Source organism: Bradyrhizobium sp. BRP19 (genome assembly GCF_020194195.1).
GTDB classification, from domain to species: Bacteria; Pseudomonadota; Alphaproteobacteria; order Rhizobiales; family Xanthobacteraceae; genus Bradyrhizobium; species Bradyrhizobium yuanmingense.
Window position 1 is genome coordinate 357765 of record NZ_JADYVZ010000005.1, and the last position, 24867, is coordinate 382631.

The 24867-nt window shown below is 65.0% G+C and carries 23 protein-coding genes and 1 pseudogene; 12 read left to right on the top strand and 12 right to left on the bottom strand.

Features of this window, described 5'->3' with window-relative positions:
* Positions 1–88 precede the first annotated feature (88 nt).
* The 3 genes from I6F36_RS19165 (at position 89) to I6F36_RS19175 (ending at position 3248) form a co-directional block, all read left to right on the top strand.
* Positions 89–1066 carry a tripartite tricarboxylate transporter substrate binding protein gene (locus I6F36_RS19165; RefSeq protein WP_036023927.1) on the top strand — a complete coding sequence of 326 codons (978 nt, stop codon included), beginning with the start codon at positions 89–91 and terminating at the stop codon, positions 1064–1066.
* A gap of 183 nt (positions 1067–1249) precedes the next feature.
* On the top strand, positions 1250–1735 hold the full coding sequence (locus I6F36_RS19170) for a tripartite tricarboxylate transporter TctB family protein (protein ID WP_074447634.1): 486 nt from the start codon (positions 1250–1252) through the stop codon (positions 1733–1735).
* A gap of 4 nt (positions 1736–1739) precedes the next feature.
* A complete protein-coding gene (locus tag I6F36_RS19175; RefSeq protein WP_036002213.1) occupies positions 1740–3248 on the top strand; it encodes a tripartite tricarboxylate transporter permease in 1509 nt (502 codons plus the stop codon).
* Positions 3249–3362: 114 nt separating this feature from the next.
* Here the strand turns inward: I6F36_RS19175 and I6F36_RS19180 are convergent, their stop codons facing one another.
* Entirely contained in the window at positions 3363–5057 is a 1695-nt protein-coding gene (locus tag I6F36_RS19180; RefSeq protein ID WP_225171953.1) for a bifunctional diguanylate cyclase/phosphodiesterase, read from the bottom strand.
* Between the two features lie 221 nt (positions 5058–5278).
* Between I6F36_RS19180 and I6F36_RS19185 the strand changes: the two genes are divergently transcribed.
* The gene (locus I6F36_RS19185; protein ID WP_036002219.1) at positions 5279–5539 is read left to right on the top strand and encodes a hypothetical protein; all 261 of its coding nucleotides are present in this window, start codon (positions 5279–5281) and stop codon (positions 5537–5539) included.
* A gap of 226 nt (positions 5540–5765) precedes the next feature.
* Here I6F36_RS19185 and I6F36_RS19190 read toward each other — a convergent pair whose 3' ends face one another.
* The 3 genes from I6F36_RS19190 to mtgA all read right to left on the bottom strand — a co-directional run bounded on the left by I6F36_RS19190 (position 5766) and on the right by mtgA (position 7575).
* On the bottom strand, positions 5766–6407 hold the full coding sequence (locus I6F36_RS19190) for a hypothetical protein (RefSeq protein WP_036002287.1): 642 nt from the start codon (positions 6405–6407) through the stop codon (positions 5766–5768).
* A gap of 139 nt (positions 6408–6546) precedes the next feature.
* Positions 6547–6729 (bottom strand): 50S ribosomal protein L32, encoded by a 183-nt coding sequence (rpmF, locus tag I6F36_RS19195; protein ID WP_007598106.1) that lies wholly within the window; start codon positions 6727–6729, stop codon positions 6547–6549.
* A 171-nt stretch (positions 6730–6900) separates the two neighbouring features.
* On the bottom strand, positions 6901–7575 hold the full coding sequence (mtgA, locus tag I6F36_RS19200; RefSeq protein WP_036002223.1) for a monofunctional biosynthetic peptidoglycan transglycosylase: 675 nt from the start codon (positions 7573–7575) through the stop codon (positions 6901–6903).
* Positions 7576–7736: 161 nt separating this feature from the next.
* On the opposite strand from mtgA, the gene I6F36_RS19205 reads away from it, so the two are divergent.
* Complete coding sequence (locus tag I6F36_RS19205) at positions 7737–8660, top strand: polyprenyl synthetase family protein (RefSeq protein WP_225171954.1); 924 nt, start codon at positions 7737–7739, stop codon at positions 8658–8660.
* Between the two features lie 79 nt (positions 8661–8739).
* Here I6F36_RS19205 and I6F36_RS19210 read toward each other — a convergent pair whose 3' ends face one another.
* Together I6F36_RS19210 and I6F36_RS19215 are read right to left on the bottom strand one after the other, a co-directional pair.
* Complete coding sequence (locus I6F36_RS19210; RefSeq protein ID WP_225171955.1) at positions 8740–10533, bottom strand: caspase family protein; 1794 nt, start codon at positions 10531–10533, stop codon at positions 8740–8742.
* A gap of 181 nt (positions 10534–10714) precedes the next feature.
* Positions 10715–11143 (bottom strand): GFA family protein, encoded by a 429-nt coding sequence (locus I6F36_RS19215; RefSeq protein WP_225171956.1) that lies wholly within the window; start codon positions 11141–11143, stop codon positions 10715–10717.
* 94 nt (positions 11144–11237) lie between these two features.
* Here I6F36_RS19215 and I6F36_RS19220 point away from each other — a divergent pair.
* From I6F36_RS19220 to I6F36_RS19230, 3 genes and pseudogenes are all read left to right on the top strand, one after another.
* Positions 11238–11612 (top strand): annotated as a pseudogene (locus I6F36_RS19220) (nuclear transport factor 2 family protein).
* A 183-nt stretch (positions 11613–11795) separates the two neighbouring features.
* Positions 11796–12653, top strand: coding sequence for a class A beta-lactamase (bla, locus tag I6F36_RS19225; RefSeq protein ID WP_225134742.1), 858 nt, complete (start codon positions 11796–11798; stop codon positions 12651–12653).
* A 46-nt stretch (positions 12654–12699) separates the two neighbouring features.
* On the top strand, positions 12700–14307 hold the full coding sequence (locus tag I6F36_RS19230) for a Na+/H+ antiporter (protein WP_225171957.1): 1608 nt from the start codon (positions 12700–12702) through the stop codon (positions 14305–14307).
* A 109-nt stretch (positions 14308–14416) separates the two neighbouring features.
* Here I6F36_RS19230 and I6F36_RS19235 read toward each other — a convergent pair whose 3' ends face one another.
* Positions 14417–15229, bottom strand: coding sequence for an N-acetylmuramoyl-L-alanine amidase (locus I6F36_RS19235; protein ID WP_225171958.1), 813 nt, complete (start codon positions 15227–15229; stop codon positions 14417–14419).
* A 397-nt stretch (positions 15230–15626) separates the two neighbouring features.
* Between I6F36_RS19235 and I6F36_RS19240 the strand changes: the two genes are divergently transcribed.
* Positions 15627–16379, top strand: a complete 753-nt coding sequence (locus tag I6F36_RS19240) for an outer membrane protein (RefSeq protein WP_225171959.1) — start codon at positions 15627–15629, stop codon at positions 16377–16379.
* 99 nt (positions 16380–16478) lie between these two features.
* Here the strand turns inward: I6F36_RS19240 and I6F36_RS19245 are convergent, their stop codons facing one another.
* From I6F36_RS19245 to I6F36_RS19260, 4 genes are all read right to left on the bottom strand, one after another.
* The gene (locus I6F36_RS19245) at positions 16479–17375 is read right to left on the bottom strand and encodes a TauD/TfdA family dioxygenase (RefSeq protein WP_225141283.1); all 897 of its coding nucleotides are present in this window, start codon (positions 17373–17375) and stop codon (positions 16479–16481) included.
* Between the two features lie 147 nt (positions 17376–17522).
* Positions 17523–18806 carry a flavodoxin-dependent (E)-4-hydroxy-3-methylbut-2-enyl-diphosphate synthase gene (ispG, locus tag I6F36_RS19250; RefSeq protein WP_036038529.1) on the bottom strand — a complete coding sequence of 428 codons (1284 nt, stop codon included), beginning with the start codon at positions 18804–18806 and terminating at the stop codon, positions 17523–17525.
* Between the two features lie 13 nt (positions 18807–18819).
* Positions 18820–19773 (bottom strand): DMT family transporter, encoded by a 954-nt coding sequence (locus I6F36_RS19255; protein ID WP_225171960.1) that lies wholly within the window; start codon positions 19771–19773, stop codon positions 18820–18822.
* A gap of 36 nt (positions 19774–19809) precedes the next feature.
* Positions 19810–20304 (bottom strand): Fur family transcriptional regulator, encoded by a 495-nt coding sequence (locus I6F36_RS19260; RefSeq protein WP_036002259.1) that lies wholly within the window; start codon positions 20302–20304, stop codon positions 19810–19812.
* A gap of 155 nt (positions 20305–20459) precedes the next feature.
* Here I6F36_RS19260 and I6F36_RS19265 point away from each other — a divergent pair, with 155 nt between their 5' ends.
* From I6F36_RS19265 to I6F36_RS19275, 3 genes are read left to right on the top strand one after another with little or no spacing between them, the layout of a single operon-like run.
* On the top strand, positions 20460–20942 hold the full coding sequence (locus I6F36_RS19265) for a MarR family winged helix-turn-helix transcriptional regulator (RefSeq protein ID WP_225134738.1): 483 nt from the start codon (positions 20460–20462) through the stop codon (positions 20940–20942).
* On the top strand, positions 20935–22098 hold the full coding sequence (locus tag I6F36_RS19270; protein ID WP_036023947.1) for an HlyD family secretion protein: 1164 nt from the start codon (positions 20935–20937) through the stop codon (positions 22096–22098). The genes I6F36_RS19265 and I6F36_RS19270 overlap by 8 nt, the downstream gene beginning before the upstream one ends.
* A 16-nt stretch (positions 22099–22114) precedes the next feature.
* Positions 22115–23671 (top strand): MDR family MFS transporter, encoded by a 1557-nt coding sequence (locus tag I6F36_RS19275; RefSeq protein ID WP_249782035.1) that lies wholly within the window; start codon positions 22115–22117, stop codon positions 23669–23671.
* Between the two features lie 64 nt (positions 23672–23735).
* Here I6F36_RS19275 and I6F36_RS19280 read toward each other — a convergent pair whose 3' ends face one another.
* Entirely contained in the window at positions 23736–24797 is a 1062-nt protein-coding gene (locus I6F36_RS19280) for a phosphotransferase (RefSeq protein WP_036023951.1), read from the bottom strand.
* Between the last annotated feature and the right edge of the window lie 70 nt (positions 24798–24867).

Below are 24867 nucleotides of genomic sequence, written 5' to 3' on the forward strand. Positions count from 1 at the left end.
ACGCTTTTCTTCTCCGTCAAATTCAGGAACAATCGCCTCGCAACGAGAGACGGCGCCCCCAGAGAGGCCGCCGCGAGGGAGGCTTTCGATGTCGGGATACGGGCTGAAGACGATTGCATTTGCCGCGGTGCACGCCGTCATGGGCTTATTGCTCTCCACGGCGGTCAATGCGCAGGACTATCCAACGAAGCCGATCACGTTGATCGTGCCTTGGCCGGCCGGCGGATCGACTGATCTCTCGATGCGCGCGATCGCCGACAGCGCCTCGAAGGTGCTGGGCCAGCCGATCGTGATCGACAACAAGGCCGGCGGCAGCGGCACGGTCGGGCCGGCGACGATGGCGGCGGCGGCGAAGCCGGACGGCTATACCATCTCGCAGATCCCGATCACCGTGTTTCGCCTGCCCTTGATGCAGGAGGTGTCGTGGGATCCGGCAAAGGATTTCACCTATATCGTCCATCTCACCGGCTACACCTTCGGCGTGACCACGAGCGCGGAATCGCAGTTCAAGAGCTGGAAGGACGTGGTGGAGTTCGCAAAGGCGAATCCGGGCAAGGTGACCTATGCCACGCCCGGCGCCGGCACCTCGCTGCATATCGGCATGGAGCAGATCGCCGCGATGTCCGGCATCAAGCTGACCCAGGTCCCCTTCAAGGGCGGCGCGGAGACCAACGCCGCCGTGCTGGGACAGCACACCATGCTGCAGGCGGATTCCACGGGATGGCGGCCGCTGGTCGACGCCGGCAAGCTGCGGCTCCTGATGGTGTGGACCGGCGCGCGCTCGCCGAACTATCCCGACGTGCCGACGCTGAAGGAGCTCGGCTATCCCATGGTCTACGATTCCCCGTTCGGCATTGCAGGACCGAAAGGGATGGATCCCAAGATCGTGGCCAAGCTGCACGACGCCTTCAAGAAGGCGGTCGAAGACCCCGCGGTGGTGGCGACGCTCGCCAAATACGACATGGTGCCGAACTACAAGAACACCGAGGATTACAAGAAATTCATCGTCGAGGTCACGGAATCCGAGCGCAAAGTGATCGAGACGCTCGGGCTCGCGAAGAAGTAAGACCGCGCTGCTTGTGTCCCGAACGCGCTGCAGCGTGCAACGCTGCTGCGCAGTGCCGGGACCCATCTTCTTCGCCCACACGCATGGGCCCCGGCTTTGCAGCGCACCTGCCATAGCACGTCGAAGACGTGCGTGAACGCAACTTGCGGTGCTGCGCTGCGTCCGGGGCACGAGAGAGAATCGATGAACGATCCAACCAACGTCAAGCTCCGCCTCAGCAACTCCGAACTCTGGGGCGGGCTGATCGGGCTCGCACTCGGCGGCTTCGTGATCTGGTCGGGCTTGAAGCTCAGGCTCGGCACCATCAACGATCCCGGCTCCGGCTATGTGCTGTTCTACACGGGCATCCTGATGTGCGTGTTCGCGAGCGCGATCATCGTCTCGGCGATCACCGAGGGTGGGCCGACGCTGGCCTCGCGCTGGGAGAACGTGCGCTGGAGCAAGCCGCTTGTCCTCATCGCCTGCCTCACTGCATTCGCGTTCGCGCTGGAGCCGCTGGGATTCCTGCTGTCATCGATCCCGCTGATGCTGCTGCTGTTGCGGCTGATCGATCCGGTGCGCTGGACGCTGGCGATTCCGATCGCGGTGCTGGTGCCCTCGGGCATGTGGTGGGTGCTCAAGCGGCTGCTGTTGATCCAGTTGCCGTCAGGCCTGTTCGGGATCGGCTGACGCCATGGATACGCTTGTCAACGTGGCACATGGATTCGGCGTCGCGCTGCTGCCGGTCAACCTGCTCTATTGCTTCATCGGCGTCTTCATCGGCACGCTGGTCGGCGTGCTGCCCGGCATCGGCCCGATCTCGGCGATGTCGCTACTGCTACCGGTGACACTGTCGGGAACGCCGGAATCCGGCATCATCATGATGGCCGGCATCTATTACGGCTCGATGTATGGCGGCTCGACCACCTCGATCCTGGTCAACATCCCCGGCGAGGCGGCCTCCGTCGTCACCTGCATCGACGGCCACCAAATGGCGAAGCAGGGCCGTGCGGGCCCCGCGCTCGGCATCGCCGCGTTCGGCTCCTTCGCTGCCGGCACCTTTGCGCTGGTCGCCTTGATGCTGGTGGCGCCGAAGCTCGCCAGTCTCGCCATTGCTTTCGGCCCGGCCGAGTATTTCAGCCTGATGGTGCTCGGCCTCGTCGTGCTCACCTTCCTCACCCAGGGATCGATGCCGAAGGCATTGCTGATGGCGTGCATCGGTGTCGTGCTCGGGCTGATCGGGCTCGACAGCATCACCGCGCAGCCGCGACTGACCTTCGGCCGCATGGAGCTGATCGACGGCATCGGCCTCGTGCCCGTGGTGATGGGCCTGTTCGGCGTCGCCGAGGTGCTGCTCAACACCGAGCAGGCGATCAAGCGCGACGTCATCAACACCAGGATCACCCATCTCCTGCCGAGCAAGGAGGACTGGAAGGCGAGCGCCGGTCCGGTCGGCCGCGGCACCATCCTCGGCTTTTTCCTCGGCATCCTGCCGGGCGGCGGCGCCGTGGTCTCGTCATTCGCGTCCTACGCGCTGGAGAAGCGGCTGTCGAAGACCCCTGAAAGGTTCGGCCACGGCGCGATCGAGGGCGTCGCCGGCCCGGAATCGGCGAACAACGCCGCAGCCGGCGGCGCCTTCATTCCGCTGATGACGCTCGGCATCCCGCCGAACGTGGTGATGGCGCTGCTGCTCGGGGCCTTCGTCATTCACGGCCTGCAGCCGGGCCCGCTGATGATCACGCAGAACCCCGGCCTGTTCTGGGGCATCGTCGCCAGCATGTATATCGGCAACGTCATGCTGCTGATCCTGAACCTGCCGATGATCGGCATGTGGGTGCAGCTGCTCAAGCTGCCCTACAACATCCTGTTCCCCCTGATCATCCTGTTCACGATCCTCGGCGTCTACTGCTCGAGCAACAACGTGTTCGACGTCTATGTGATGATCGCGTTCGGGATCATCGGCTATTTCATGCGCAAGCTCGGCTACGAGCCGGCGCCACTGGTGCTGGCCTTCGTGCTGGGTCCGATGATGGAGAACAATTTGCGCAAGTCGCTGATCCTGTCGCAGGGCGATCTCTGGACCTTCGTGCAGCGGCCGATCTCGGCAGTGTGTCTTGTGTTTGCCCTGGTGCTGCTGATCGCGCCGCTGCTGCCGTCGCTGCGCAAGAAGCGCGAGCTGGTGGCGCTGGACGAGGGGGCGTGAGAAGATCTCGTAGTCGGTAGGGTGGATTAGCCGAAGGCGTAATCCACCGCTTCTCTCTCGACGCGGACAGTAAAGTGGTGGGTTACGCCTTCGGCTAACCCACCCTACGCCATCTCAGCCCGCCGCAGGCAGCGCGCTGTCCGGCGGCACGCCCCACGGGCGTTCCGCCGAAGCCAGCCCGATCAGGCGGCCCTGGATGTAGTCGCAGCCCCAGTCGCGCAACATGTTTGCGGCTTCGTCGTCCTGCACCCATTCGGCGACGGTCTTGATGTCGAGGCGGCGGGCGAGGTCGATCAGGGTCTGCACGAAGGCGCGGTCGTCGGCGGAATGGGTGATGTTCTGCACGAAGGCGCCGTCGATCTTGACGATGTCCACGCCGAGCTTGCGCAAATTGCGGAACGAGGTGTAGCCGGCGCCGAAATCGTCGATGGCGATGCGGCTGCCGAAATGCTTGAGGCGGCTGACGAAGGCGCGGACGTCGTCGATGTCCTGGATCGCGACCGTCTCGGTGATCTCGACGATCAGCCGCTCGGCAACGCCCGGATGGGCCAGCATCAGCGATTCGATCCCCGCCCACCAGTCCGGATCCATGGTCGTATCCGGCGAGATGTTGAGGCTGAGGCAGACGTCGGGCGCCGCCGCGAGCTCGGCGACCACGAGCTCGAGCACGCGGTGATCGACCAGGCGGATCAGGCCGAGCCGTTCGGCGACCGGCACGATGTCGGGCGCGAGCAGCACCTGGCCATCGCCCTGGTCCATCCGCACCAAGCATTCATGGAATGCGCGCTCGCGCGAAGCCGCGGAGACGACGGGTTCATAGGCGAGCCTGATGCGGCGCTCGTTGAGCGCGGTGACGATCTCGTCGGTGACGCGGATGTTGACGCGGCGCTGTGCGTCGCGCGCGGCATCCGGACGCCAGGCCGCGAACGAGCCGGAGCGGCGGCGCTTGGCGGCGTCCAGCGTCTCATGGGCGCGGTTGACGGCCTCGTCGGTGTTGCGGGCATAGCGCGGCAGACTGACCGCGCCGATCGACGCGGTGACCGAGACCGGACCGGATTTGGTCGGCACCACCTCGTCGCGGATGCCGGCGAGGAAGCGCTCGGCGGCCACGTTCATGTCGTCGACGGTGCAGTTCTTCAGGATCAGGCCGAACTTGTTGCCGGAGAAGCGCCCCAGCACGTCGCCGCCGCGCAGGCGCGCGCGAATGCGCTTGGCGACGTCGAGGATCACGGCGTCGGCGACGTCGAAGCCGAAAGCATCGTTAACGCGGGCGAGATGATCGATGCCGACCAGCATGAAGGCCGCTGTCGAGCGGAAGCGCGTCGTCTCCTCGATCGCCTCGGCCAGCGCCGCGATCAGATGCGAGCGGTTGAGCTCGCCGGTCAGCGGATCGAGCCGGGCCAGCCTGCTCAATTCCTCGTCGCGGGCGTGGCGCTCATTGTTGATGCGGACGGAGCCGATCGCTCGCGTGGGACGGCCGTCGGGACCTGCGAACCAGCGGCCGGTCTCCTCGATCCAGATCACGGGATCGGAGGCGCTCATGCGCACGCCGTACTCGATTCGGTAAGGGGTGCCGTCGGCGCCGTGCACCGGGGACGTCAGTGCCAGCGCCGCCGTCCGCAGCGTTTGCGCGGGCTCGATCAGCTTGGCGAATTCGGCGCCGGTCGAAAGCCGCTCGGCGGGAATGCCGGGGAATACGGCGCTGACCTGCTCACCCCAGACGATGGCATCGCTGGCGATGTCCCAGGCGAACACGGCCTGACCGAGCGCGGCCAGGATGTCGGAGGCTTGCGGCAATCCAGGGGTCAAAGTCGCCTCGTTTCGGGACAGTGGAGAAGTCCTGAGCCGGCACAGGATAGAGCCAGATTCGCTGCCGAACCTAGGCAAAGTTGATAAACAATTTGGAAACCACGTTTCCGAAGGCGTCGGAACCAAACCGGCCCGGCCGGCATAGGCCTTGCGAGTACAGGACTCGCGCCGGCCCCCGCGTCTCGAAACGCGACAGTCTCGCCGGATCAACGGTGATTGCGATGTTGAGTACTGATCGATCGGACGCGGCGGACAACGGCACAGGCACGGCCTTGGTGCCGCTGATGCCGACGTTGCGGTGGGTCCATAAGGTGCCCCTGCCGCGCCCCGATCCGAGCTTCGTCACACAATTGATCGCCAATGCCGAGCAGCTGCCGCAAACGAGCCGGCTCCGCCGCGCCTCCTCCGAGGATGCGCTGATGGCCTATGGCAGCAAGCGCCCGCTCGGAACCGTCAGCGCGCGCACGCGTCAGGTAGCTTAAGATTGATTGAAGTGAGAGCGCGCTTCTTACCTCTCGCCGCTTGCGGGGAGAGGTCGGATCGCCTCGGCGATGCGAAGCATCGTCCGGTGCGATCCGGGTGAGGGGGTACAGGTCCCGCGGCTATCGCATCCGCGGAGAGAGGCCCCTCACCCCAACCCACTCCCCGTAAGAACGGGGCAAGGGAGCACACTGCCGCGGCGGTGAGATGCGAGCCAATTCAGAGAAATCAGCGCGGCGGCGTGTCGGAAGACGGCGTGCCGTTCCCCGGCTGCAGCTGCGGCGAGGGAATTTCCGGCGAGGGGGCGCCCTGCACGGGCTTGGGCGCCGGGTGATCCATCAGCACGGATTCGGCGACGGATTGCGCGGTAGGTGCGGCCGGCGCCGGCTGCGGCGCGATCACCGGCTCGAACTTGCGCTCGGACTCCACGTCTTCCGCCGGCGCTTCGGCCCTGCGCTTGGCCTTACGAGGGGCCGGCACCGTGGTCTCGGCGACATAGGTGACTCGGCGGCGCGTGCGCTGGGCGATGCCAGCGAAGAAGTCCGCCATCGCCAGCAGCACCAGCAGAAAGAAGGTGGAGTTGCCGAATTTGGGCCACATCACGAATTCGGCAGCGGCCGCGCCGAAGATGATCAGCGACAGCAAATGATCCATCAGGAATTTCGAGCCCGGCCGCGCACCCTTGACCACCTCGAGCAGCAGCAGAACGATGCCGAGCGCGAGCAGGAGATCGGCGAGCGTGACCGGCCAGACCTCTCCGGACACCATAGGCACCTTGAACAGCACGTCCGTGAAGGACACGGTCGGCATCAGGAAGGCGATGATGTTGTAGACCGCGAGCGGAATCAGGAGCAGCGGGAAACCGACCATCGGCTTGATGCCTTCTCGATCAAGATATCCAGACAGAACAATGCAGCGGCGAAGCATCCGCTCCGCCGCCATCACCGTCTATCTCATGGGTTGGCCGAATCGGGCGGGTCCGATCTCCCGCCCGAGAAAGATCCTGGCTTCAGGACTCTTTCTTCTTCAGGACCTGGCGGCCCTTGTACATGCCGGTCTTGAGGTCGAGATGGTGCGGACGACGGAGCTCGCCGGAGTCCTTGTCTTCCACATAGGTCGGCTTCTTGATGGCGTCCGCCGAGCGGCGCATGCCACGGCGCGACGGCGAGGTTTTTCTTCTCGGAACGGCCATTTCAGTATCCTCTAGGGATTGGTGTCATCAGGGCATCGTCCGCGAAGGGACGGCTCAGCACCCGCAAATAACGAGGCGAGCTGAATGCCGATCAAGGCCGCGCTTATAGAGGAAGGCTGGCCGTAAAGCTAGGCTCTTGGGCCGGAAAATGCGCCCGGAACGGGCCAAAAATCAGCGATTTTCCCGCCAACAGGTCGCAAGCGAGCTCGCCTGCCCCCGCGCCATATAGGTGGCTGCCAGCCGCCGGACGCCCGGTCCCGGGGTCCGGGCGCTGCGCTTGACCGGATTCGGCAGGATCGAGGCCAGAAGCGCCGCCTCGCGGGGCGAGAGGCTTTCGGCCGATTTGCCGAAGGCATAGGCGCTGGCCGCCTCGACCCCGAACTGCCCCTGCGGGCCGAGCTCGGCGATGTTGAGGTAGATTTCGAGAATCCGCTGCTTGGGCAAGACGAGGTCGATCCAAAGCGCCAGCGGGAATTCGAGCGCCTTGCGGACGAAGTCGCGGCCCTGCCACAGGAACAGGTTCTTCGCGACCTGCTGGGTGATGGTGGAGGCGCCCCGGAAGGCGGTGCCGTCCTCCCGGGCGTCGTCGATCGCCTCGCGCAGCGCCCCCCAATCGATGCCGTGATGCTTGCAGAAATGGGCATCCTCGGCCGCCACCACCGCGCGCGGCAGAGAGGGCGACATATCAGCGAGATCGATCCACTCCCGCTGCATCGGCGCGCCCCGCAGGCTGCGCCAGGCCATCAGCGTCGAAACTGGGTGGCCGGTGCGGTAGAACGGCGCGATCACATAGGGTGCGAGGACCACGAGCGCGAGCACCACCAGCAGGATTTTGACGATGCGCAAATCGACCTTTCCGGCACGAACTGACGAGCGGCCACGGGCTGGAGCATTAAGTCTGTGATAATTCGGGCCTTTTCCAGCACTTTTTAGGCCTTCCAAACGATTGACTGGCGCGGGCGCATAAAGGATTGTCCCGCCGAATTTTAGTTCTGGAGCCCTTCTTGATGACCGGCACGTCCCCGTCCGATTTCGCCAAACGTCTGGACAAGACCGCTGATGACACCGAAGCCCTGCTCGGGCGCCTGCTGTCGGACGACATCCTGCATGACGAAATCGCCCGGCCCAAGCGACTGATGGACGCAATGCGCTATTCGAGCCTGAACGGCGGCAAGCGCCTGCGGCCGTTCCTGGTGGTCGAGAGCGCCGCCGTGTTCGGCGTGCCGCGCGAGGCGGCCCTGCTCGTGGGCGCCGCGCTCGAATGCATCCATTGCTACTCGCTGATCCATGACGACCTGCCGGCCATGGACAATTCGGACCTGCGCCGCGGCCGCCCCACCCTGCACAAGCAAACCGACGACGCCACCGCGATCCTCGCCGGCGACGGCCTCCTGACGCTCGCCTTCGATATCATCACCCGCGACGAGGTCCATCGCGACGCCGATGTGCGGCTGCTCTTGACGCGTGCACTGGCGCGCTGCGCCGGCATCGGCGGCATGGTCGGTGGCCAGATCCTCGATCTCGCCGGCGAAGGCCGCTTTGGCGGCAACGAGCCGATCGACGTCGCCCGTATCCAGCAGATGAAGACCGGCGCGCTCTTGCGCTACGGCTGCATTGCCGGCGCGATCCTCGGCCAGGCCTCGAAGGCGGAATATCAGGCGCTCGACGATTACGGCCGCGCGCTCGGCGAAGCCTTCCAGATCGCCGACGATCTGCTCGACGTCGAGGGCGATGCGGCCGCGCTCGGCAAGCCGGCCGGCGCCGATGCCGCGCTCGGCAAGACCACCTTCGTGACCCAACTTGGGATCGAAGGCGCCAAGCAGCGCGTGCGCGACCTGCTCGCGCGCGCCGACAGCGCCGTCTCGATCTTCGGCGACCGCGCCGCCGTGTTGCAGGCCGCCGCGCGTTTCGTGGCCGAGCGGAAGAACTGAGCTAAAGCGCGATGCGATTAGGATGAATCGTCATCGCGCTTTAGGTTATTGTTCGAGTGGTCAGGAAAGCCGTGCCATTTCAGTTGCAGACCTCGACATTGGCGTCGACGTGGGGGCCGCCGCCGCCGCGATAAACGAGGCGGCAACCGGGCCTGACCGGCCGGCAGAGCAGAGCGTTGCAAAAGATCTGACCACTGCCGCTCGATGCACGACCCGCGCCAGCCGCCGCAGCTGCACCGTAGCCGCCCGCTGCAGCACCGGCCCGCTGCCGTGCGGGGCGGTCCTCGCCGTCGTCGCGCCGCGAGGTCGCGGGCTTTGACGCCGGCTTGGCGGCGCGCTTCCTCTCGCATTCATTGTCGTCGTTCAGGACATAGCCGTTGCCGCAAACGATCCTGGTGCACTTGTCGCCTTCGGCCTTGAAACCGTGCTCGCAGACCAGCGGGCAGACCCGCGACGGCTTGGCCTTGACCGCATCGAGCGCATCGGTGCTCGCCACCTTCACGTCGAGCTTGGTGCCGGCATAGCGGTTGAACTGCGACAGCGACCGCTGCGAGGACGTATTCCAATTGCCGTCGGCCTGCCCGGAGAAGCAGCCGACGCGGCCGAGCTCGCTCTGCACCGAGCGGTTGAGGTCGGCCGGCGCGATCGCTGGGGTGAGCGCGGCCACGTTGGTGCCGGCGGCGCTCGTGGTGTTGCCCGGCGCAACGCCCGGCGCCGTGGCGGCGAGGTTGACGCGCTGCTGCTCGGCAGCGGCCGCCTGCTGCTGGGCCTGCTCCTTGGCCTTCTGCGCAGCAAGCTGCGCCTGCTCGGCGGCCTTCGCATCGGCCGCGGCCCTGGCTTGCGCATCCTTCTGCGCGCCAAGCGCAGCAAGGCGGTCGCGCTCGGCCTCGGCCTGCTTCGCTTTCGCGATCGCCGCCGCATGCGCCTGCTCCGCGCCGATCTTCTCGAGCTGGAGCTTGGCAAGGCTCGCATAGAACCCGTCGGGATGCTGGGCGAGGAAAGCTTCCCACGCCGGACGGTTGCCGACCTGGAGCGCGAGCTCGTAGTCGCGGCGAATATCGGCCTGGGGATTGGCTACGGGCGCCGCCGGCGCCAGCTTGACCGGCACCAGCGGCACGTCCTCGCCACCCAGCGAGCCGTAGACGAACGGCTCTTGCTTGTTGCCGGTGGACTTCAGCACATCGTCGCGCACGAAGCCGAAGGCGCGGCGGACGTCGAGGCCCGGCGTCGTCAGATGCTTCGACAGCGCGATGGTGAACGGGCTGTTGGCACCGTCGCCGTCCTGCGCGGTGAAGCCGGCCTTGGCCGAATAGGCGATCAGCGTGTTGGGGCTGGACGGCTCGACCTGGGCGAGGCCCCGGCCGATGCCGCGCGAAGCGACCGTGCGCTTCATCCGCTTGCTGAACGGATTGTCGCGGCAGGCATCGAGGATCACCAGACGCAATTGCTTGGCGGGCTCGACCGCGACCAGGACACGGTCGAGGGAGAGCGCCTCGTCAAAGACGTCGGTGTCCCGCTCGAGCTTGGCATCCACCGGGATCAGATAGTTCGAGCCCTCCACCTCGATGCCGTGGCCGGCGTAGTAGACCACGGCGATTTCGGCGTCGCGGGTCGCGTCGGCGAAGTCGCGCAGCACGCGCCGTGTCTCCAGCGCCGACAGATCGTGCCGGGAGTCGACGACGTCGAAGCCGGCCTCCTTCAGGGTCTTGGCCATCACCGACCCGTCATTGACAGGATTGGCGAGCGAGGGCGCGTGCTGATAGGCCGAATTGGCCAGCACCAGCGCCACGCGCTTTCCGGCAACAGCCGGCCCGGCGCCGAACATCAGGCCGAGGGCGACGAAAAGCGGACAAAGTCTGAGCAAGCTGCGCATGACACGACTTCCGATGGTTCCGGGCCGTCCGGCCCTTTGGGACCGCTTTAGCAACATCCTCCGCCGGCGCTTGTGATGGAGGTCACGAAGCGGACCCGGCGGCAGGCCGTACGACCTCTCTTGTTTGTCGCGCCAGCGCTGTCGCGGTTCGCCAACGGACGGCGGTGCGGACCGGGTTCCGTCAGACAACCCCGATGTGCTCCCGATATTGCGGCAGGTCGTCCCTAATTTCATGCCAGGGCGCCTTCGAGCCGACGAAAATATGGGCGCTCGGCCGGATGGAGGGGGCATCGACCAGGGTTCCCATGGCGACGTGGACCCACTCTCCTTCTCGGACCCGGGAATAGAGCAGCGAGCCGCAGCGGCCACAATGCGCGTCATGGGTGGTGTCGTCGCCGAAAATCATCCGGAGGTCGCCACCCCTGACAATACGAAGCCTGTCTTGCCGGATGCCGGCGAAGGGCTTGAAGGCGGCACCGGTGGTGCGCCGGCAGTTCGAGCAGTGGCAGTTCATCGCATAGGCGAATGCGTCGGCCACCTCGAAGCGCACGGCGCGGCAAAAGCATTCGCCGACAAGAATGCGAGCGTTCGAATTTTCTGATTCTGCCATCGTGACGCCTTCGCGCAAATCGCTGACACACCCATAGCGCATTTCAACGTGTACGACTAAGTTGGCCCGAAGTTATCATGCAAAGGAACGACCCATGAGCCAGGACCGGTCGAGCGTCGAAGCCGTCGTGCAATCCTATTTTGACGGACTTTACTAGGGCAACGCCGACAAGCTCGGCGCCATCTTCCATCCCTCCGCCGATCTGCGCTGGGTCGAAAAGGGCGAGCTCCAGGTTCTGACCGTGCCGGACTGGCTCGACCGCGTGCGCAAGCGCGCCTCGGCCAAGGCCGAAGGCAAGCCGCGCGAGGATTTCATCGTCACCATCGACCGGTCGGACGACAAGACCGCGTTCATCAAGGTGCGCTGCCAGCTGCCGCCGCGCTATTTCACCGACTATCTCGTGGCGATGAAGCTCGCCGACGGCTGGCAGATCGTGTCGAAGTCGTACCGATATGATTTGAGGGAGTGACGGGCGCCGTCCTGCTGCCCGAATTCGGACGCACTCGCTATCCAATTCTCCGTCATTGCGAACGCAGCGAAGCAATCCAGAATCTCACCGCGGAGACAGTCTGGATTGTTTCGCTGCGCTCGCAATGACGACGCGGATGCAGCGTCCGCTCCATCTCCCACCCCTGCTCGCCTGGAAATCACCATGCTTGTCGACCGCCGCTCCCTGCTCGCCTCATTCGCCTGGTTGGCCGCCTCCCCTGCGCTCGCCGGGGATGCCCCATCAGAATTCGAATCCTACGAGCGCGAGAGCGGCGGGCGGATCGGGCTCTATGCGGAGAATCTCGCAACCGGCAAGAAGCTCTCCTGGCGCGCCGACGAACGGTTCGTGATGTGTTCGACGTTCAAGGCTTCGCTCGCCGCCAGCGTGCTGGCGCGGGTCGATCGCGGCGAGGAGCAACTCGCGGCCATGATCCGGTATGGCCAGTCGGATCTGCTGGAATACGCGCCGGTGGCGAGGGAAAATCTCGCGGCCGGCAAGATGTCGGTCGGCGAGATGTGCAAGGCCATCGTCGAGCTCAGCGACAACACCTGCGCCAATCTGCTGCTGGCGCGGATCGGCGGCCCCGCCGCGCTGACCGCCTTCTGGCGGTCGCTCGGCGATACCACCTCGCGGCTCGACCACAACGAGCCCGAACTCAACCGCTCGCAACCCGGCGACCCCCGGGACACCACGACGCCGGCAGCGATGGCGGGAAATTTGCGCCGGCTGGTCGCGGGCGAGGCGCTGTCGCCTGCTTCGCGGGCCCTGCTCACCGACTGGATGGTGAACTGCAAGACCGGCGCAAATCGCCTGCGTGGCGGACTCCCGGCAGGCTGGAAGATCGGCGACAAGACCGGCAACAACGGCAAGGACGCCTCGGGCGACATCGCGGTCGCCTGGCCGAAGCCGGATACGCCGATCCTGATCGCGGCCTATACCCAGGGCGGCACGCCGAGCGCGGCGCAGATCGCATCCGCGTTCGCGCGGATTGGGCGAATGGTGGCCGAGCGGCTGGCTTGAGCCGCGCATTGACCTAGCCGTCGCTTCCGGGTCAAGACAGACCATCATGGAAGCGAAGTTTCAGACCTTTCTCATCCTGCTGGCCGTGCTGGCAGGCGTGGCACTGGCCGCGCGACGCTTCAACGTCGCCCCTGCCATCCTGCTGATGCTGGCGGGCGTCGGCCTCGCTTTCGTGCCGGGCATGCCGACTGTGGAGCTGCCGCCGGAGCTGGTGCTGCTGGTCGTGCTGCCACCACTGATCTACTCGGCCAGCGTCGCGATGAGCTGGCGCGAATTCAAGAAGAACCTGCGTCCGATCGTGCTGCTCGCGGTCGGCGCCGTGATCTTCACCACGGCGATGGTGGCGGCCGCCACACACTACATGATCGGCCTGCCCTGGACCGTCGGCTTCCTGCTCGGGGCCATCGTCGCGCCGCCCGATGTGGTGGCGCCGCTCGCGATCGCGCGCCGGCTGAACATGCCGCGCCGCATCCTGGTCGTGCTCGAAGGCGAAGGTCTCGCCAACGACGCCACCGCGCTTATCCTCTACCGCTTCGCGCTCGCCGCGATCCTCATCGGCCACTTCTCACTGCCGCTCGCGGCCGGTGAATTCCTCCTCATCGTCGCCGGCGAGATCGCCTTCGGCATCGGCGTCGGCTGGCTCTCCTTACGCCTTCGCAAATGGTCCGGAGATCCGCAGGTCGAGCTGACGCTGTCGCTGATCACGCCCTATGTCTCGTACTGGCTGCCCGAGCATGTCGGCGGCTCCGGCGTGATCGCAACCGTGGCCTGCGGCCTCTACGTCAGCTGGAACGGCCCATTGCTGATCTCCTCGGCGACGCGCCTGCAAGGCATCTTCTTCTGGGATCTCGTGATCTACCTGATCGAGGGCATGCTATTCCTGCTCACCGGCTTCCAGATGCGCGCGCTCTACGAGAAATCAAAGACTTTTCCGCTCGACGACATTCTCATCGCAACCGCATTGGTCCTGGTGATCGTCGTGTTCGCGCGTTTTGCCTGGCTCTATCCCGCAACTTATCTGCCGCGGATGCTCTCCAGGTCGCTGCGCGAGCGCGATCCGTCGCCGCCATGGCAATGGCCGTTCGTGCTCGCCTTCACCGGCGTGCGCGGCGCGGTGTCGCTGGCCGCCGCGCTGGCGCTGCCGTTCACGCTGCCGAACGGCGAGGCGTTTCCCTATCGCGACCTGATCCTGTTCGTCGCCTTCGGTGTCATCTTCGTGACGCTGATCGGCGTCGGCCTGACGCTGCCGCCGATCGTGCGGTGGCTCGGCGTCGCCGAAGCCGGTCGTCACGAGCATGCCGCCGAGCACGAAGCGGAGATCGCCGCGCGCCGTCAGGCGCTGGAGGCCGCGCTGAAATCGCTCGACGCGCTCACGGCGGAAAAAGAGGTTTCCGACGAGGTGATGCGGCTGCTGCGCGCCCGCCACGAGATCCGCTTCAACCAGCTCCCGGACTCGCTCGATCCCAACCGTCACGACATCTCTGCCGCCGGCACCGCTCTGACCCGCGACCTGATCGCCGCCGAGCGCAAATTCATCCACAAGCTGCTGCGCGACGGCCAGATCACCGACGAGACGCGGCGGCGGATCGAGCGCGATCTGGATCTGGAGGAGGCGAGCCTGGCGAATAGGGAATATCGAGCCGGGCCGCTGTAGCTTGCTCGTCATTGCGAGCGTAGCGAAGCAATCAAGGCTGCCGCCGCGGAAAGACTCTGGATTGCTTCGCTGCGCTCGCAATGACGGAGCGCTGAACGACCTGAGCCAACTACCGCTTCTCGCAAAACTCCCTCATCGCGGCCGCGACGGCTTGTGCGACCGCCTCGTGCCGCTCCGGCGAGTTCATCTCCATTTCCTCGTCGCGATTGATGATCGAGCCCGCCTCGAGCAGCACGGCGGCGCTTCGCGTGCGCGACAGCACGACCAGCCCGTCATAGCGGTAGACGCCGACATCCTTGTCGAGCAGCTGGCGCCGGTAGCGGCCCATCACCGGCAGCGTGTACTGGCTGGCATAGTGCAGGCCCTGCTGCTTCAATTGCCGGCCGATCATCCTGGCCAGCATCAGGCTGGCGGCAAAGTGCGGATTCTGCCGCGACACGAACAGCGAGTGGCCCGAAAAGCGATCGCTGAAATAGCTCTTTGCGCCGTCGAATTCCCAGGTCTCGAGCAGCTTGTCCGGCACCGAATCATGATGGACCGACAGGAACAGATCGGCGCGGCCTTCGTTTGCAGCGCCGACGCGCTTGAACAGGCTCGGCCGTGCCTTGCCGTCGGTGACGAGCAGGCGGGTTGCGGCAAAGCCCTCGGCCTTGAGCTTGGCCGTGATGAGCCGTGCGAGGCGGAAGTTGAAGCCGAACTCCGGATCGTTGCGCGCGCTCAATGCACCGTAGGAGTCCGGCGTGTGGCCGACATCCACGACGATCCGGAATTTGGGCGTCTCGCACTTGAATGAAGGTGAGGGTTTCGGCCCATGTCTCGCACTCTTTCGCGCGATAGCAGCCTCGCCGGCCGTGACGAATGCAAGCGATGACAGAACGATCGAGGCGACCAGCCCGACGATGACGCTCCGCAGGTGCCTCAAGCGCTACTCCGCTGCTGCTCACGCATGCCGGTGCCGGCACCGCTTTCGGTGAGGAAGTTGTAGTCATTCGGGACGAAAGATGACGCGACCTTCGGCGGTGCTTTTTGCTTTTGATCACCTTGACGCAGGGAGGTCCGAGCGTCAACGCGCGGTCTGACCCCACGGCGCCCCCTGTCTTGGGCGATCAGGCCGACCATCGCGTCGGCAACTAAGTATTTGAGACTAAATGAAAATGACGATCGTGTCATTGCGCGATGCGGCACTGGCAATCGCGCGATTCCCACGCTCGCGGAGATTGTCGGCGACTGTTGCGGCGGAGCGACGGACGGACGCGCAACTAGCCGGTATTTAGGGCGGGTTTGAATTGGAATCGTCCATTGAATGTCTACGGGGTCAAATGAAGAAACTCGCATTCGCAACCGCCGCTCTGATGGCGCTGTTCACAGGCGCGGCGTCGGCCGCTGACCTTACCCGACCCTACACCAAGGCACCCGCAATCGCCCCCATCTACGACTGGAGCGGCTTCTACGTCGGCATCAACGGCGGTGGTGGCTGGGCCGACAAGTGCTGGGATATCTACAACGATGCCGGCTTCACCGTTGCGCCGCCCTTCCGGGAAGGCTGCCACAATGCGAGCGGCGCCACCGTCGGTGGTCAGATCGGCTATCGCTGGCAGGCCACCAATTGGGTGTTCGGTGTTGAGGCGCAGGGCAACTGGGCCGACTTCACCGGCTCCAATTCCAGCTTGTTCTACGGCAATTTCACCAACCGCTCCGAGGTTGATGCGCTCGGCCTATTCACCGGCCAGGTCGGCTACAGCTGGAACAACGTTCTCTGGTACGTGAAAGGCGGCGCCGCCGTCACCCGCGACAAGTACGAGGGCGTGATCACCAGCATCGGCTTGGTGTTTGATCGCGCCACCGAGACCCGCTGGGGCGGCGTCGTAGGCACCGGCATCGAATTCGGTTTCGCGCCGAACTGGTCGCTGGCGCTCGAATACGATCACCTGTTCATGGGCCATCGCGACATCACCTTTAGCTCGTCGATCGTTCCGGGGGTCACGCGCGGTGATACGATCCGCCAGGATGTCGACATTGTCACCGCCCGCATCAATTACCGCTTCGGTGGCCCGATCGTCGCCAAATACTGACTTTGGCACTTCTTCGACAAACGAAGCCCCGGTCTCGCGTCCGGGGCTTTCCTTTGCGCGAAGCTGACTGATTGATGTTGGTCTCCCGAGCCCGGCCCATTAGACCGGCCGCTCTCCCTTCACCGTCACGCGCGTGCCCGAGCGTGTGTGCGGCCAGTAGTCCCACATCGCGCGGTGCTGGGTGCAGCGGTTGTCCCAGAAGGCGATGGCGTTCTCGGTCCAGCGGAAGCGGCACTGGAACAGCGGGTTCTCGGCGTGCTGGTAGAGATAGGCGAGCATTGCGTCGCTCTCGTCGCGCGGGATGCCGTTGATGTGGCGGGTGAAGCCGCGGTTGACGTAGAGCGCTTTCTTCGCCGTGACCGGATGGGTGCGCACCACGGGATGCTCGGCATGGGGATAGGAGGGACGATCGGCGACGCCATAGTTGGCGTAAAGGCCGCGATAGATCGGCTCGCCATCGTGCAGCGCCGTCAGGCCATCGAGATAGGCTTTCATGCGCTCCGACAGCGCCTCATAGGCCGCGTACATGTTGGCAAACAGCGTGTCGCCGCCGCGGGGCGGGCATTGCTTGATGTAGAGGATCGAGCCCATCGGCGGCTCGAGATCGCAGGACACGTCGGAGTGCCAGCCCTCGCCATTGGCGCGCGGCGAGTTCTTGTCCGCATAGATCTTCATCAAGGCGGGGTCTTCGTCCTCATGCGGGGCGGCGGGATGAAAATGCAGCTCGCCGAACTTGCGGCCGAAGGCGAGATGCTGCTGCGGCGTGATGTGCTGGTCGCGGAAGAAGATGACGAGGTTCTCGGCGAGCGCGCGGTGGATCTCGTCCATCTGCCGGTTGGAGCGGGCATCGTCCGAGACGAGCTTGCCGATATCAACGCCGGAGATTTCCGCGCCGATGATGGGGGTGAGCTTCTCGACGACGATGGTCTCGTACGGCGCGCCGTCTTCAGCGGTGTGACGATAGCGCGGGCCCTGCTTGCCGGCGAGTGAGCTCATGGCGTGTCTCCCGATCGTTCTTGATTGGGAGCCATCGTAGCAACGTAGGGCGGGTTAGCGAAGCGTAACCCGCCACCTCGCGCCCGCAAAAAAATAGGCGGGTTAGGCTGTGCTAACCCGCCCTACGATTCCGATGTTGAGGAGCGCCTACTCTGCCGCAGGCGCCGGCACCTTGGCGCCTTGGCCGTAGCGCTGGTCGATGTAGTCGATCACCAGCGCCTTGAAGTCGGCGGAGATGGTCGGGCCGCGCAGCGTGCGGAACTTCTTGCCGTCGACGAAGACGGGCGCGGCCGGCGCTTCGCCGGTGCCGGGCAGCGAGATACCGATATTGGCGTGCTTGGACTCGCCGGGGCCGTTGACGATGCAGCCCATCACCGCGACGTTGAGCTCTTCCACGCCGGGATATTTGGTCTTCCAGGTCGGCATCTCGTCGCGGATGAAATCCTGGATCGAGCGGGCCAGCTCCTGGAACGTGGTCGAGGTGGTGCGGCCGCAGCCGGGGCAGGCGGCAACCAGCGGCACGAAAGTGCGGAAGCCCATGGTCTGCAGGAGCTCCTGGCCGACCTGCACCTCGCGGGTGCGGTCGCCGCCGGGCTCGGGCGTCAGCGAGATTCGGATGGTGTCGCCGATGCCCTGCTGCAAGAGGATGCCGAGCGCGGCCGAGGACGCAACGATGCCCTTCGAGCCCATGCCGGCCTCGGTGAGACCGAGATGGATGGCGTAGTCCGAACGGGACGCGAGATCCTGATAGACCGCGATGAGATCCTGCACCGCCGAGACTTTTGCCGAGAGGATGATGCGGTCCTTGGGCATGCCGAGCTCTTCGGCGCGCGCCGCCGAGAGCAGCGCCGACTGCACCATGGCCTCGCGCGTCACCGCGCGCACGTCGCGCGGATTGGGCGAGGCCGCGTTCTCGTCCATCAGCTTGGTCAGAAGCTCCTGGTCGAGCGAGCCCCAATTGGCGCCGATGCGCACCGGCTTGTTGTTCTTGTTCGCGATCTCGATGATGTCGGCGAACTGGGTGTCGCGCTTGTCCTTGAAGCCGACATTGCCGGGATTGATGCGGTATTTGGCCAGGGCCTCGGCGCAGGCCGGATAGGCCGCGAGCAGCTTGTGGCCGATATAGTGGAAGTCGCCGATCAGAGGCGTAGTGATGCCGCGCTTGGCGAGGCCGTCGCGGATGTGCGGAACGGCGGCCGCAGCCTCCTCGCGGTCCACGGTGATGCGGACCATTTCGGAGCCGGCGCGCGCGAGCGCTGCGACCTGGGCGATGGTGCCTTCGACATCGGCGGTATCGGTGTTGGTCATCGACTGCACGACGATCGGCGCACCGCCGCCCACAGCGACGTTGCCGACCTTGACCTGGGTGGTCCGATGCCGGGGCGCCGGGCCCGCAATGTCTGAATCGAGAGGGTTTTCGAGCTTGTTCATGGCGGTCCAAATATCAGGTTTTGGTGACGTTCAGCAATGCATCGCGCGGCGCCGCAACCGATGGGCTGGGACGGTTAACCAGAAAAAGCCCAGCAATTACAAGGACCGCTGCGGCCCCGAATGTCAGGCTCAGGGTGTCATGCATGATGAAATAGCTACCCACCACGCCAAACAAAGGGGTGATGAAGGTAAAAGCGGACAATTTGCTGGCCGAATAGGCCTTCACCAGCGCGAACCAAAGCGTGAACGTGGTTCCGACCACCCAGATCGCCTGGAAGGCCATCAGGCCGAGCGACAGCGGCGACGGAGTGTGGGTGATGGATTCGCCGAACAGCCAGGCCGCCAGCCCCAGGATCGGGATCGAGGTCGCGACCTGATAACCCAGGGCCTTCTCGGGCGCGGCGAAGCGCAGCCGCGTGCCCTTGGCAACCAGCGTCGTCGCGGCCCACAGCGCGGCGCCCCCGACGATCATGAGATCGCCGAGCAGAACCTGCGAATCGACATTGGGCTGGGGCACGCCGATCGCAAGCGCCACGCCGGCAAAGCTGATGGCTAGGCCGAGCCATTGCGCGCCACCGAGACGCTCGCCGAGCACCTGGTAGGAGCCGAGCGCCACGAAGAACGGCGCGGTGTAGAGGAACACCACCGCACGAGAAGCAGACGTGAAGTGCAGCCCCTGGAAGATCAACACGAACTCGATGCCGAACATCAGCCCGGCGATCAGGCCGGGCTTCCAGGTGCCGTCACGTTCGAAGAATTTGACGCCGCGAAAGGTGCCGATGAGGAACAGCACCGGCAGCGCGCCCATCGAGCGGATGGTGGCCTGGAGCATCGGCGGAATGTCCGGCAGCACCAGCTTCACCGCGATCTGGTTGAATCCCCAGGTCAGGCATAGCATGAGCATCAGGGCGATGGCGCCGGCACTGAGGGGACGGCCGGCGGACGGTATGGCTTGAGGTGCGGACATTTCTTCCCAAAAATCCGGCTTTGCGCCGTTGTTGCTTCAAGACATTTTCTGACAATGCGTGCAGACGCCCGTGATCTCCACCACAGACAGCTTTGGCGCGAAGCCTGAGCTGCGCGCGGCGGCGTTGAGGTCCTTGGCGAAGGACGCCGAGGAGATCTCGCCGACCAGGCCGCAGCGCTCGCAGATCAGGAACGCCACCGCGGAGGTCGAATCGTGGTCGTGGGCTGCGCAAGCGAGATAGGCGTTGCGGCTTTCGATGCGATGCACGAGGCCGTTGGCCATCAGGAAGTCGAGCGCACGATAGATCGTGATCGGTGCCGGCCGCGCCATCGACTTGGCAAGCTCGTCGATGATTTCGTAGGCGCCGAGCGGGCGGTGGCTGGAGAGCAAGGCACCCAACACCTGGCGGCGGATCGGCGTGAATTTCTGCGCGCGCTGCTGGCAGACCACCTCGGCATGCGCAAGCGCGTCCGCGGTGCAGCGGCCGTGATCATGGTCGGGCGCGGGGAATGCCGGCTTTGCGAGGCTCATGTCGCCGTCTTCTAGCATTTCGGCGGGGGAACCCAAAGCACGACGAGCCGTCCGGCTGCCAGCCATGCTCCTCCCGCGGGACAGCACCGCGCCCCCGGTCCGTGAATTAATCATAAGCTTGCTTATAATATTCAAGCTTATTGGAGACCACGCTCATGACGCGCGGGTCGGTCGACCAGAATTTCCTGTTCACGCTCGGTGAGCTCTATCGCCTCTTGCGCGTCTATGCCGACAAGGAGGCCTCGCGCTTCGGCATCACCCGGGCGCAATGGGCGGTGCTGGCCAAGGTGGAGCGCAGCGAGGGCATGAAGCAGTCCGAGCTCGCCGAGCTCCTGGAGATGCAGCCGATCACGCTGACACGGCTGATCGACAAGCTCTGCGACAACGACTGGATCGAGCGCCGCAGCGACGCTTCGGATCGCCGGGTCAAGCGCCTGTACCTCAAGAAGGCCGGGCGGCAATTGCTCGGCCGCATGAGCGGCCTGAAGTCGGAGCTGACGGCGAACGCGCTCGACGGCATCAATCCGGCGGACGCGCACCGCCTCCTCACCCAGCTCGAAACCATCAAGGAAAACGTGCGAACCGCGATCCAGGCATCCGGCGCGGAGCAAGCACGCAAGGAGCAGCGCCATGGCTGATCAGGTCGTCAAGTTGCAGCCCGAGCAGAAGAGCGACAGCGGCAAGCCGACCAAGAAGGCCGGCACCGATCCGCGCCGCCGCCTGCTGGCGGGCCTGCGCCGCTATCGCCGTTTCCTGCTCCTGGTCGTGCTGCCTGTCATCGTCGCCATCGGCGGCATCACCTTCTATCTGCATGGGGGCCGCTATGTCGGCACCGACGATGCCTATGTCGGCGCACAGAAGGTGCTGGTGACACCCGACATCTCCGGCAAGATCCTGAAAGTCATCGTCAAGGAAGGCCAGTCGGTCAAGCGCGGCGACGAACTGTTCGAGATCGACCCGGTTCCTTTCCGCCTCGCGGTCGAGGAGACCAAGGCGCAGCTCGCGCAGGCGCGCACGACCTATGACAACCTCGTCGCCAACATCAAGATCTACGGCGACATGTTGGGCCTCGCCCAGCAGGGCATCGATCTGAAGCAGCGCGACGTCGAGCGCAAGCAGGCGCTGGTGAAGAACAATTTCGGCTCCCAGCTCGATCTCGACAACGCCTCCAACGCACTGGTCACCGCCGGGGCGCAGGCGCAGTACATCAAGCAGCAGCTCTCCAACGCAAAGACCCAGCTGCTCGGCAACCCTGATCTGCCGCTCGAGCAATTCCCGCCCTACGCTCAGGCAAAAGCCAAGCTGGATGACGCGCAGCGCAACCTCGACCACACCGTGCTGCGCGCGCCGATGGATGGAGTGGCGACGCAGGTCGAGCAGATTCAGCTCGGCCGCTATGTGCCCGCCGGCACGCCGGTGTTCTCCATCATCGACGTCGCCCATCCCTGGGTCGACGCCAATCCGAAGGAGAGCGACCTCACCTATGTCACCGAAGGCCAGTCCGTCACGCTCGAGGTCGACGCGTTCCCCAACCATGTCTTCAAGGGCAAGATCGGCTCGCTCTCGCCCGGCACCGGCGCGCAATTCGCGATCCTGCCGCCGCAGAACGCCATGGGCAATTTCGTCAAGGTGGTGCAGCGTGTGCCGATCCGCATCTATTTTGACGAGACCGACAAATATGTGCGGAAGCTGAAAGCCGGCATGAGCGTCTACGCCACCATCGACACCGGTCATCGGCGGTCGCTTGCCGGCCTGCTCGGCCTGTCCGCGACCGCGGGCCAGGATAAAGAATAAGACAAGGACTGGCGCGATGTCCGGCCCCAATGCCAGCCTGATGGTCCCCGGCCTGCGCCGGAACATGGTGACGATCTGCGCCATGACCGCGACCATCATGCAGGCGCTCGACACGACCATCGCCAATGTCGCCCTCCCCTACATGCAGGGCACGCTGTCGGCCTCGCAGGACCAGATCAACTGGGTGCTGACCTCCTACATCGTCGCCGCCGCGATCATGACGGCGCCGGTGGGCTGGATCGCCAACCGCTTCGGCCGCAAGCGCATCTTCATCATCTGCTCGGCCGGCTTCACCATGGCATCGGTGCTGTGCGGCCTCGCGCAGGACATCAACCAGATGGTGCTGTTCCGCCTGCTGCAGGGCGTGTTCGGCGCAGCGCTGGTACCGCTGTCGCAATCGGTCATGCTCGACTATTACACGCTTCAGGAACGCGCCAAGGCGATGGCGATCTGGGGCATGGGCGTGATGATGGGTCCGATCATGGGACCGTCGCTGGGAGCCTGGCTCACCGAGACCTATTCCTGGCACTGGGTGTTCTTCGTCAACCTGCCGTTCGGCATCATCACCGTGCTCGGGCTGGTCGTCTTCATGGACGAGACCAGGAAGGATTTCAGCCTCAAATTCGACTGGTTCGGCTTCGCCGCGCTGGCGGTCGCGATCGGCGCGCTCCAGCTCGCGCTCGACCGCGGTGAGCAATTGGGCTGGCTGGAATCGAACGAGATCCTCGCCGAGTTCATCGTCTCGGCCGTCGCGTTCTACTTCTTCCTCGCGCATTCCTTCACGACCTCGACCCCGTTCATCCGCTTCGCCCTGTTCCGGGACCGCAACTTCGTCACCGGCTGCCTGTTCATGATCGTGATGGGGCTCGTCCTGTTCTCGACCATGGCACTCGCCTCGCCCTACATGCAGAACGTGATCGGCTATCCCATCATCACCGCCGGCCTGCTGCTGGCGACCCGCGGCATCGGCACCTTCTTCGCCATGATGCTGGTCGGCCGCATGATGCGTTATATCGAGGCGCGCACGCTGATCATCTGCGGCCTGACGCTGACGGCGGGCTCGCTGTTCCAGATGACCGGCTGGACCGATCTGACCCAGGTGCCGGAGATCGTCACGGTCAGCGTCATCCAGGGTTTTGGCTTCGGCCTCGTCTTCGTGCCGCTCTCGACCGTGGCGTTCCTGACACTGTCGAACGAGCTGCGCACCGACGGCACCGCGATGCTGACCCTGATGCGCAACGTCGCGAGCTCGGTCGGCATTTCCGTCGTGATCGCGCAATTGACGCAAGGCACGCGATGGACCTACGCGATCCTGTCCGAGCACATCAACCCGTTCAACCACGCGCTGCAGATGCCCGGCGTCAGCGGCATCATCAATCTGTCGACCGACACCGGCCGCGCCATGGCCGACAGAATGGTCAACGTGCAGGCGCAGATCATCGCCTTCGCGCACGACTACCAGCTGGTGATGCTCTTCATCCTCTGCACCATCCCGCTCGCTTTGCTGATCGGCTCGACCAAGGCGACGCTGCGCAAGCAGGCGGCGGGGCCGGAGCATGCGGTGATGGAGTAGCGGATCTCGGGCCCCGGACGCAGCGCAGCGCTACACGTTGCACCGCGTCCGGGACACAACAGCGCTACAACAGCTCCTCGCAGCCCAAATCATCCACGGCCGCAAACGCCCGCTCCAGATTGTTCCACCAGATCAGCGGCGGGATGTTGATGCTCCACTGCCAGACCGGCCGCGTGATCTGCCAGAGCACCGCCCAGCGATAGTCGCGGTCGAGCGCTCCGCGCGAATAGCCGGTGATGCCGCTCTCGATCAGCGTGTCGTGGTAGAGATTGAGCAGCAGCCGTTCGAGCGCCTGCCGGCGTTCCGGATACCAATGCATCGCCATCATGTAGGCGAGATCGTGCGTCGGAACGTCGATGCTCCAAAGATCGAAATCGAAGATGCGCACGGTGTCATCGATTCCCGTGCGCGGCAGCAGGAAATTCCAGACATGGGCATCGCCATGCGTGATACTGAGGTGGCGGCGTGAATGGTAACGCTGGGACAGCCGCTCCGACTGATCGATGAGCCGACGATAGAGGATCCGCCGTTCCTCGCTGAGGCGATCGCCGAGAAGATCGGCAAAGCGGTCGTAATGCCCCGCGAACGTCTCCATGCGTTGCGCGCTGTCCTCCACGCTGGCCCAGGTGCCGAGGGTCTCGCCGAGGCTCGGATGGTCCCACCAGGCTGCATGCCAGCGCGCCAGCGTCGTGACGATGGCGAACGTCTGCTCACGCGACGGCGGCACCGGCCAGGCCGTCGCGATCTCGTGGCTGTCGGTGAGATCTTCCAGGAGCAGATGCCAGGCGAAGCTGTCCTCGTCGAAATGCCCATCAAAGCAGCGCGGCACGAGTCCCGGCGGCATCTGCGGCACCAGCTGCGTGTAATAGCCCACCTCGCGCCGGCCGCCATTGGCGAGGCGCTTGGCGAAAGCGGCATTGGGCGTCTTGAGGATCAGCGACTGCGGAGCACCGGCGGACTCGCCGACATAGCGCAGCCCGAGCCTGACGATATGCGACACCACTGTGTCGCGCTGATGCAGCACCTTCACCTCGCGGACGGCGCCTGCATCCAGCGCGCCGCCCCGGCGCAGCGCGGCCGTCAGTCGGGCGGGCTCAACGACCGCCGGCAATTGTGGAGATGTCATGAACCACGATGCCCCTGTCCCGCGTCATACTGCACGATCACATGCCCGGGCACCAGCGGCTGCCGCCGGC

Coding starts and splice junctions, on each gene's coding strand:
- I6F36_RS19165 (WP_036023927.1), top strand. CDS start 89: ATGTCGGGATACGGGCTGAAGACGATTGCATTTGCCGCGGTGCACGCC.
- I6F36_RS19170 (WP_074447634.1), top strand. CDS start 1,250: ATGAACGATCCAACCAACGTCAAGCTCCGCCTCAGCAACTCCGAACTC.
- I6F36_RS19175 (WP_036002213.1), top strand. CDS start 1,740: ATGGATACGCTTGTCAACGTGGCACATGGATTCGGCGTCGCGCTGCTG.
- I6F36_RS19185 (WP_036002219.1), top strand. CDS start 5,279: ATGTTGAGTACTGATCGATCGGACGCGGCGGACAACGGCACAGGCACG.
- I6F36_RS19190 (WP_036002287.1), bottom strand. CDS start 6,407: ATGGTCGGTTTCCCGCTGCTCCTGATTCCGCTCGCGGTCTACAACATC.
- rpmF (WP_007598106.1), bottom strand. CDS start 6,729: ATGGCCGTTCCGAGAAGAAAAACCTCGCCGTCGCGCCGTGGCATGCGC.
- I6F36_RS19205 (WP_225171954.1), top strand. CDS start 7,737: ATGACCGGCACGTCCCCGTCCGATTTCGCCAAACGTCTGGACAAGACC.
- I6F36_RS19210 (WP_225171955.1), bottom strand. CDS start 10,533: ATGCGCAGCTTGCTCAGACTTTGTCCGCTTTTCGTCGCCCTCGGCCTG.
- I6F36_RS19215 (WP_225171956.1), bottom strand. CDS start 11,143: ATGGCAGAATCAGAAAATTCGAACGCTCGCATTCTTGTCGGCGAATGC.
- bla (WP_225134742.1), top strand. CDS start 11,796: ATGCTTGTCGACCGCCGCTCCCTGCTCGCCTCATTCGCCTGGTTGGCC.
- I6F36_RS19230 (WP_225171957.1), top strand. CDS start 12,700: ATGGAAGCGAAGTTTCAGACCTTTCTCATCCTGCTGGCCGTGCTGGCA.
- I6F36_RS19240 (WP_225171959.1), top strand. CDS start 15,627: ATGAAGAAACTCGCATTCGCAACCGCCGCTCTGATGGCGCTGTTCACA.
- I6F36_RS19245 (WP_225141283.1), bottom strand. CDS start 17,375: ATGAGCTCACTCGCCGGCAAGCAGGGCCCGCGCTATCGTCACACCGCT.
- ispG (WP_036038529.1), bottom strand. CDS start 18,806: ATGAACAAGCTCGAAAACCCTCTCGATTCAGACATTGCGGGCCCGGCG.
- I6F36_RS19255 (WP_225171960.1), bottom strand. CDS start 19,773: ATGTCCGCACCTCAAGCCATACCGTCCGCCGGCCGTCCCCTCAGTGCC.
- I6F36_RS19260 (WP_036002259.1), bottom strand. CDS start 20,304: ATGAGCCTCGCAAAGCCGGCATTCCCCGCGCCCGACCATGATCACGGC.
- I6F36_RS19265 (WP_225134738.1), top strand. CDS start 20,460: ATGACGCGCGGGTCGGTCGACCAGAATTTCCTGTTCACGCTCGGTGAG.
- I6F36_RS19270 (WP_036023947.1), top strand. CDS start 20,935: ATGGCTGATCAGGTCGTCAAGTTGCAGCCCGAGCAGAAGAGCGACAGC.
- I6F36_RS19275 (WP_249782035.1), top strand. CDS start 22,115: ATGTCCGGCCCCAATGCCAGCCTGATGGTCCCCGGCCTGCGCCGGAAC.
- I6F36_RS19280 (WP_036023951.1), bottom strand. CDS start 24,797: ATGACATCTCCACAATTGCCGGCGGTCGTTGAGCCCGCCCGACTGACG.